Annotated in this window: 3 protein-coding genes; 2 read left to right on the forward strand and 1 reads right to left on the reverse strand. The window is 69.3% G+C overall.

All coding sequences use genetic code 11. The annotated features are described in order from the left end of the window. Positions 1-284 precede the first annotated feature (284 nt). Together MXD59_RS25510 and MXD59_RS25515 are read left to right on the forward strand one after the other, a co-directional pair. The gene (locus tag MXD59_RS25510; protein WP_248813122.1) at positions 285-749 is read left to right on the forward strand and encodes a hypothetical protein; all 465 of its coding nucleotides are present in this window, start codon (positions 285-287) and stop codon (positions 747-749) included. A gap of 697 nt (positions 750-1446) precedes the next feature. Next, positions 1447-6201, forward strand: coding sequence for an FtsK/SpoIIIE domain-containing protein (locus MXD59_RS25515; protein ID WP_248827119.1), 4755 nt, complete (start codon positions 1447-1449; stop codon positions 6199-6201). Here MXD59_RS25515 and MXD59_RS27145 read toward each other — a convergent pair. Continuing rightward, a complete protein-coding gene (locus tag MXD59_RS27145; protein WP_248827120.1) occupies positions 6198-7868 on the reverse strand; it encodes a GMC family oxidoreductase in 1671 nt (556 codons plus the stop codon). The genes MXD59_RS25515 and MXD59_RS27145 overlap by 4 nt on opposite strands. Between the last annotated feature and the right edge of the window lie 587 nt (positions 7869-8455).

The raw sequence follows: 8455 nt of genomic DNA on the forward strand, positions 1-8455 counted from the left end.
TCATGGGATTCTTCGGTGATCCCCACCTCGCCTACATCAACTGGTAGCGAGTCCAGCTACTTTCGTTCTCCTTAGTATGTTGACGCGCACATCGAATTTGGTACTGAAATAAACGCTTTCGGAAAAAAATCAATGATTTCTTTCACGGCCGACCCGGACGTGGCGATGAGATTTGCCGATGGTGGAGCTGTGTATGCAACAACAGTAAATGTTGAAGATGTTATTATAGTGCCTAATTCACCAGACTCGGAGATCCTTGTCCGACACATGATCGGAGTTGAAAGATGGCGATAGTCGGTGCCGATGTCGTGGGGCACGAGGTCGATTACTGGCCGGCTGAAGTCCCCTTTGAAAGTGACGTTGAAGTGCGGAAATACGTGCCGAACGAGGATCTTTACTGGGCATCTCAGGGAAATATAAGAAGGGTTGTCGTAAAATATTTTCATCTTCCGCCGATCTATTATTTGATGCACTGGAACCGAGGCGTCGAACTCGCCGGACTAGACGCGAAAGTTGCAGCGGGCAGGGCGTGCAAGGAGGATTTTTCCGGTGCAATTTTGGCCGAGGTGGTGGGCTATATTTGTCGGTTCTGTGATGCGAGGCTGCGGGCTGCGCTCGCCGATGGTGGTAACCCGATTCTCAGTGATGACATGTCCGTACGTATGAGCACTCACGAGTTTGTCGAGAAATGCCCGGTCTGTCATCATCAGATTATGAGGAATGTCGTCGAATTTCTTCCACGGCTTTGATCGTGATGGCGTTGTATCGAGTCGCTTCAAGGTTGAAATCCAGTGGGGCGGCAGAGGTTGGACGCTGTCAGGTTAGGTGCTGCTCGGACTCCTGGTAGCCGGCCAGAGTGGAGTTCTGTGTGGTAACCCTGATGTAGATGGTAAAATGTCCGGCTGCCTTCTTCTGCTCGCCGATGAAGTGAACCGAAATCACAGATATTTCCTAGAGGGCGGAAGGAAGGTTCATTGCGGCGATAGTTCCAGGGTTTTCCGATTCTGCAGGGTCGGGTGGTGGCGGTGGTGGCAAGGTGTGTAACGCGGAAATTCTTAGGAAGCTGCGAGTGCTTCGGGAGAGTGTCTCTTCAGATCGGGTCGGAATCGATGATTCTTACTCGGCCCTTGAGGCTCTGACTTGCTTGCTTGCAAATGTGGCCCGCTCGGACGACCATGCCCTCCATGGCATGGTCAATGATATCGCGATACTTAGATAATAATATCGCGATAATTGGATTTGGTCCTCCGCTCGAGGATCAGAAACTGGCTGTGCTCGAGGTCCTCATAAAAGCGGAAGCAATTGTTGAACGTTACCGCTGAGCTGGAAGCGAGCACCTGTCGCGCGTGATTGCGGCCTGGAGGATGCTCGGTTCGGGTGGCAGAAGGTTGAGGAGATGGTCGCAGCTGATGCGTGGGAGCGGCATGTGACGGGGGCGATCACACGATGATCATCAGGGTGCGGGCGGTCGCGATGGGCGGCGGGGCGTGGGACTGGTCGGTGGAGGTCCGGGCGGACGCGACCGTGCGGGAGCTGGGTACGGCGCTGTTCGGGCCGCTCGGCGAGTTCGGGCTGGTGGTGGAGGGCGAGTCGTTCGGGCCTGAGGTGCCGGTGGCGATCTGCGGAATCGTCGATGGCGTCGAGGTGGCGCCGGCCGAGCCCGTGGCCAGGTACGGCTCCGAGCACCGCAAGGCCCTGGCCGGGCCAGGTGCGGCCAGCCTGCCGGCCGGCGGTGGTTCCGGCTGGGTGCCGACGATCGGGCCGGCCGGCGGCGGTGGTTCCTGGCGGGTGCCGATGATCGAGCTGGAGGGCGGTGGCGTCGTGGCGGCCGGGTCGGCGATGGACCTGTGGGCCCCCGTGCCGCAGCCCCGCGCCGAACTGACCGCTCGCGCCGAGTCGGCCGCTCGCGCCGAACTGGCCGTTGCGCTGCCCAGGGTGGCGTCCACGTCGTACCTCGCGGGGTGGGAACTGGTGGTTGTCACCGGCCCGGGCGCCGGGTCGCGGCTGGCGGTGCCGCAGGGGCAGGCGGTGTCGCTGGTCGTCGACCCGTTCGACGGGCCACTGGTCGAAGTCGACAGCCGTCAGGAGGCGGCGGCCGGGCTCACCGTGGCGGGCGACGAGGTCACCTGCCGGTGGGCGGTCGACGAACTGACCGTGGACGGCGAGACCCCCGCGGACGACCAGGTCCTGCGCCCCGGCGCGGTGCTCGCGATCTGGGGCACCATCGCGCGCCTGACCCGCGTGGGCGCTGCGGTGACCCGGTCGGGCCAGGCGCTGGGTGCACCGACCAGGCATCGCCCGACCGTGCCGTTCCACCGCACCGCCCGTCCGATGCCGCCGCGGGCACCGGACGTCGTCGCGCTGCCGCCGACACCCCGGGAGCCGGGCCGGGCGAGCCCGTTCAACTGGGCGTCCCTGGCCGCGCCGCTGGTCCTCGCCGGCCTGCTGTTCGTCATGACCAGGCAGATGATCTACGCGCTCATGTCCGCGCTGGGCGCGATCATCGTCGTGTTCTCGTTCGTGGAGAGCCGGCTGCGTCGCCGCCGCGAAGTGCGCCGCGGAGCCGCCGAGCAGGCGGCGGAACTCGTCGCGTTCGACACCAGGCTGGACGAGGCGCGACACCAGGAGCTGCGGCGCCGCTGGGATGTCACACCGACGGCCGCCGACTGGGTTCACCTGGCCGACCAGCTGGGTGCGGCCCTGTGGGAGCGCGGTCCCACCGACAGCGACTTTCTGGACGTCTTCGTCGCCGTCGGGCACCTGGACTGGCGTCCACCGGTCGAACGGGGAGACCAGGCCGGCGCTGAGATCAGGCAGCGGGTGGCCCGTTCGGGGGGTCTGGTGTCCGTCCCGCTGACGTTCAGCCTGGACCGCGGCGAGCTCGTGACGCTGCGCGGACCGCGGCCGGACGTGCTGGGCCTGGTTCGCGCGGCGATCTGCCAGGCGTGCTGCGCGCAGGGGCCCGCTCACCTGCGGATCGGCCTGCTGGTCGAGGACACCACCGACTGGGAGTGGCTCAAGTGGCTCCCGCATCTGCGCGACGACACGACCGGGGATCCGCGGGTGCGGTGCATCGACGCCGCCGCCGACCCGCAGCGCGCCTTCGACGAGGCCGCCGCCTGGCTGACCGGCGCCAGCGCCGGCGCCGGTGCGGGCTCCGCCGGCTCGCCGACGCTGCTCAGTCGGCCGGACGGCGCGTCCTCCGAGCGGATACAGGCGGTCCGCACCCTGCTGATCGTCGACGGCCCGCGGCTGCGGCCCGGATCCAGCCTCGCCTTCCGCCGGGCGCTCGCGGCCGACGCGTCGGCCATCATCGTGGACGCCCCACCCCCCAACCTGACCACCACCCTGATCGAGTTCGGCCCCGACGACACCCTCACCCAGGCCGACATCAGGACCGGTCGGGTCACCTCCGGCGCGCATCCGGCACCGCTCGACGCGGACGACGCCGAGCACTGCGCGCGGATGCTGGCACGCCTGGACGATCCGCTGGTCGCCGAGCGCCAGACGCCGCTGCCGACCCAGGTGCGGCTGGCCGACCTCGTCCCGTTCGATCTGGCGCAGCCGTCCGACCGGCTTGGCGAGGCCATCCGCATGCACTGGGCGATGGCCCGCCGTGACCCCGGCAGCCTCGCGATCGCGGTGGGCCTCGGTGAGGACGGGCCGTTCGAGCTCGACATCGTCCGCCACGGCCCGCATGGCCTGCTCGGTGGTGCGACCGGATCCGGCAAGAGCGAACTGCTGAAGATGATCGTCGTCGGCCTGGCGACCCGGTACTCACCCGACCAGGTGATCATCGGCCTGTTCGACTTCAAGGGCGGCACGTCGTTGCAGGAGCTCACCCGGCTACCGCACTGCGTCGGCCTGGTCAGCGACACCGACCTGCACGAGGCCGCACGGGCCCTGCGCTACCTGCGCACCGAGCTGCTGCGCCGCGAACGGCTGCTGTTCGCCCGCGGCGCGCAGAAGATCGAGCAGATCGCCGACGAACTGCCCCGACTCATCGTGATCATCGACGAGTTCCAGATCCTCGCCGACGAGCTCCCCGACGAGCTGGCGACCATCATCGACCTGACCAAACGGGGCCGCTCGCTCGGCGTCCACCTGCTGTTCGCGACGCAGAGTCCCGCCTCGGTGCGCAACTATGACGAGATCAAACGCAACACCCAGCTGCGGATGACCCTCAAGCTCCTCGACGTCGAGGACTCGCTGCGTCTCATCGACCTGCCCGACGCCGCCCGGTTCACCACGTCCGGCCGCGGACTGGCCCGGATCGACAACCGGGTGCTCGCCTTCCAGGCCGGCTATCCCTCCGGCCCCGTCGAGGCCACCAAGGAGGACGCGGTCCGCCTCGCGCCCTTCACGCTGCTGCACGGACTCGGCTCGGACGGCACCAACCTGGACAGCGCCAGCTCGAGCACCACAGGCCCGGGCAGCGTCAACCTGGGCGCTGCCAACCTGGGCGCTGCCGGCTCGGGCGGAGTGGGCCTGGGCGGCGCGGCCATCGCCGCCATCGGGGCCGGCAGCGGCGCCGGCGGGACGGGCGTCGCAGCAGGTGGGGCAGGTGGAGCGGAGGGAGCGGGCGAGGTCGACGATCGGTCCGAGCTGGGCAGGTTGATCTCCGGCGTGTGGCAGGCCTACCGGTTGGCGTTGGGCTGGCGCCAGGTACGGCCGGTCGCGGATGTCTGGCCGCCGGCGCTGCCCGCCTCGTTGACGTTGGACGAGGTCTGGGCCCGGGCCCGGGCGGGTGAGGTGATCCCCGGAAACCCCGCCGGGCTCGCGGCGTACTTCGCCCGCGGCGACCGTCCCGACGAGGCCGAGCATGCCCGCCAGCCCACCATCGCCTGGCATCTCGACGCCGGCAACCTGCTGGTCTTCGGTGCTCCGGGTGCCGGCGCCAGCACCGCGCTGACCTCGCTCGCGATCAGTCTCACCGCCGCGCTGCCGCCGACCGAACTGCATCTGTACGTGCTGGACTTCGCCGGCGGCGACCTGCGGGATCTCGCCGGGCTCCAGCACTGCGCCGGCAACGTCATCGTCGGCGACGAGCTGGAACGGCAGGCGAACCTGCTGGCCTTCCTGCGGGCCCGGATCGCCCGGCTGGGGGGTCTGGACGCGCCACGGCGGGCGGCCGAGGCCCAGTCGGTTCTGCTGATCGACAACCTGGGTGGCTTCCTGAACGCGCACGAGTCCGTCACGTCCAAGCAGGGGATCTCGGTACTGGAGGACTTCGCCGCGGTGATCGGCGCGGGGCCCGCGGCCAAGGTGGCGGTCGCCGCGTCCATCGTCGGTACCCGGGTGCGCAGCGAGATCGCCGCCCGCGCACCCCAACGGCTCGTGCTGCGCCTCGCCGACCGTAACGCCTATGGCGATCTCACCATCGGACGGCGGGCGATCCCCCGGGGCGAGCCCGGCCGTGGCCTGTGGACCACCGGCAATGACCTGCTGATGGAGGTCCAGGTGGCGATCCCGGGCATGGTCTCGCCGGCCTCGCCCCCGATCTGGGCGGACGGTGCCAGCGCCGGGGCCGGGCCGCGACGTGTTCGGGCCCTGCCCGCCGTCGTCGAACCGGACGACCTGACGGCGGACGGGGGTGCGCGCCGCGACGGTGACATGCTGGTGCTTCCGGTCGGTCTCACCGTCGCGGGCGGCGAGGTCGTGCCGGCCTGCCTGGAACTGGCGGAAGCCAGCCCGGCGCTGGTGTACGGCCCGCCCCGCAGCGGCCGGAGCACACTGCTGTGTCGTCTGGCGCGGCTCGCCCGGGCCGGCCTGGGCGACACGGTGGCCATCTACGCGGCGGCCCCCGCGGATTCGCCGCTGACCGGCTGCTCGGCCGTTGACCGGGTCCGTGACCTCGACGCCGCGACCACGCTCGCCCAGCGGGCCGCCGGTGAGGACCGGCCCACGCTGCTGCTGGTCGACGATGTGACCCGACTCGGCGACAGCCTGAACGCCTTCCTCCAGGAACGCCACCCGCGGGTCCGGCTGGTCGTCACCGCGCGCATCGGCGAACTGCGCACCGCCGACTACACGTCGTCGGCGAGCCGGCTCAAGTCGGCGTCCACCCGCCTGGTGCTCGAACCGGAGCCGGGGGAGTCCGATCCGATCAGCGGCCGGTACTTCACCTACCCACCGGGCGGACCCGGCCGAGGCCGGGGTTTCCTGCTCTCCGCCAGCGGCACCCGCTTCGTCCAGACCTAGCCGGGACGGCCCTGCTCGGCGGGCTGGTCGATGAACGAGGCGATGCGTTCGCCGATCATGATGGCGGTGGCGGCGGGGCCGCGAGACGGGACGGTGGGCAGGATGGACGTGTCGGCCACCCGTAGCCCGGTGATGCCGTGCACGCGGCCCCGCTGGTCGACGACGGCCTCGGAGTCGTCCGCGGCGCCCATCCGGCAGCTGCCGCTGGCGTGGATGGCGGTGGCCAGATGCGCCTTCATCCAGGTGTCGAGGGCGTCGTCGTCCTCGAGGGTGAGGCGGTCGAGTTCGCCGAGTTCGCCGAACAGGTCTGCGAACGGGTGTGAGGTCAGCAGGTCGACGGTGACGCGCACGACCTCGCGCATCCGGGCGAGGTCGCGTCTGGTCGACAGGTAGTTGTAGTCGATGCGCGGCTGGGCCAGCGGGTCGGCCGAGACCGTGGTGATGGTGCCGCGGGCCTCCGCCTGCTGCAGGGCGATGGCGAGAAACAGTTCGTTGCGGTGCGCGGCCTGCTGGGCGAGCCGCCTGATCGACACCCCGCGCAGCGCGCGCAGCGTGGCCACCGGATGTCGGATCATCCGCGCCGTCGCGGTGTGGTCGCGGCCGACGGCGGCGCCGAGGCCGGCGATGTCGGCCAGCGACCGCAGCGACGGCATGATCTCCAGGTCCTCGCCGTAGGCGGCCGAACCGGAGGGGAAGTTGAGCACCGACTCGAACGCCGGCGTCCCGGGGGTGACCGGGGGGATCGGACGTCGGGAGCGCCAGGTGAAGGACAGGTCCGGATGGTCGGTGAACCCCTTGCCCACGGCCGGCAGGTCGAGGATCATCGGGATGCCCGCGGCCTCGAGGTCCGCCCGGGGGCCGATACCGGACAGGGCCAGCAGATGCGGCGACATGATCGCTCCGGCGCTCAGCACCACCTCGCCGGCGGTGATGGTCCGCCGCTGGCCGCCGGTGTCGACCTCGACGCCCACCGCGACGCGGTCGCGCAGCACCACGCGCAGGGCCCGGGTGTTCGCGAGCACCTCGAAGTTCGGCCGGTGGCGGGCCGGGTTCACGTAGGTGATCCCGGTGTTGAGCCGGATGCCGTCGACCGCGTTCACGGGCAGCGGGCCGTACCCGGCGGGCTGCTCGCCGTTCTTGTCCGCCTCGTACGGGTAGCCGCGGCTCGCGCAGGCCTCGGCGAACGCCTCGGTCACCGGATGCGGATGGGCGATCTCGCGGGTGACGGTGATCGGCCCGCTCCCACCGTGCAGGTCGGACTCGCCGTACTGGAGATCCCGCTCGAGGCGTCTGTAGAACGGCAGCACCTGCTCGTAGGACCACTCGTCGAGCCCGGCGGCGGCCCAGTGGTCGAAGTCGGCCCGGCGGCCACGGATGAAATACGTCCCGTTGAGGGCGGTCGAACCGCCGAGGACCCGGCCCCGGGCCACGGTGTAGGGCAGGTCGGGTGTGAGGTTGGCCAGCAGACCCCAGTTGTTCGGATGCCCGGGCAGCATGGCCGCCATGAGCCCGGAGTCGAGCAGCTCCTTCGGGAAGTCCTCGGTGCTCGGATGGTCACTGCCGGCCTCGACCAGCAGCACCCGGCGGTCGGCGCGTTCACTCAGCCGGCTGGCCAGCACCGCCCCACTGGCCCCCGCACCAACCACGACCACGTCGAACTCCGCCACCCCGCCGCCTCCACCTCATCGCCACCCGGCCACCCGGCCACCCGGCCGCCTGCCCGGCCTGCCCGGCCGAGCCGACCGGTCCGCCGGGCCCCACCGGCCCGCCCGGCCCGACCGTCGTTGCCCAGGCTAGGCCCGCCGCGGCGGTCCATGCCCGGACGTATGGGTTCAGAGCGCTATCCGACGGGCACAGTGTGCGTTGGCGAGGGCTTTCGACGTCGTCCACAGTGGCGCCTCTTTTGGCGGAAAGCAGTGGAGAGCGTGGTGTTCTGGAAAGACCGACGGATTTCCCGCCGCACGGTCAGGCCCGCGGTAGAGCCACATTCGCGGCGGAGTCAAGTCCGATGGCCGACCATCATCGACAGCATGGATCGCCGGTATTCAAAAAAGAGTTTCCGCTGAAAGAGGTCGTGGACAGATGCTCGAATGGCGACGTCGGGTGTCGCAGTCACAGGGGAGCCGACCTGATCGTGAATTCTGTCCGGACGATCGACCATGCGGGAAGCTGGGCGCTGGTAGCTGTTCAGCTCGGGTGAGTGGTTCGGTGGCTGTATTTGCGCAGGTGGGAGTGGCCGTCGGTGGGATCGGTG

The sequence above is a fragment of the Frankia umida genome (genome assembly GCF_023242945.1).
GTDB lineage: Bacteria > Actinomycetota > Actinomycetes > Frankiales > Frankiaceae > Frankia > Frankia umida.

Bases quoted from the DNA above. Each gene is read 5' to 3' on its own strand.
- MXD59_RS25510 (WP_248813122.1), top strand. From the start codon at position 285: ATGGCGATAGTCGGTGCCGATGTCGTGGGGCACGAGGTCGATTACTGG.
- MXD59_RS25515 (WP_248827119.1), top strand. From the start codon at position 1,447: ATGATCATCAGGGTGCGGGCGGTCGCGATGGGCGGCGGGGCGTGGGAC.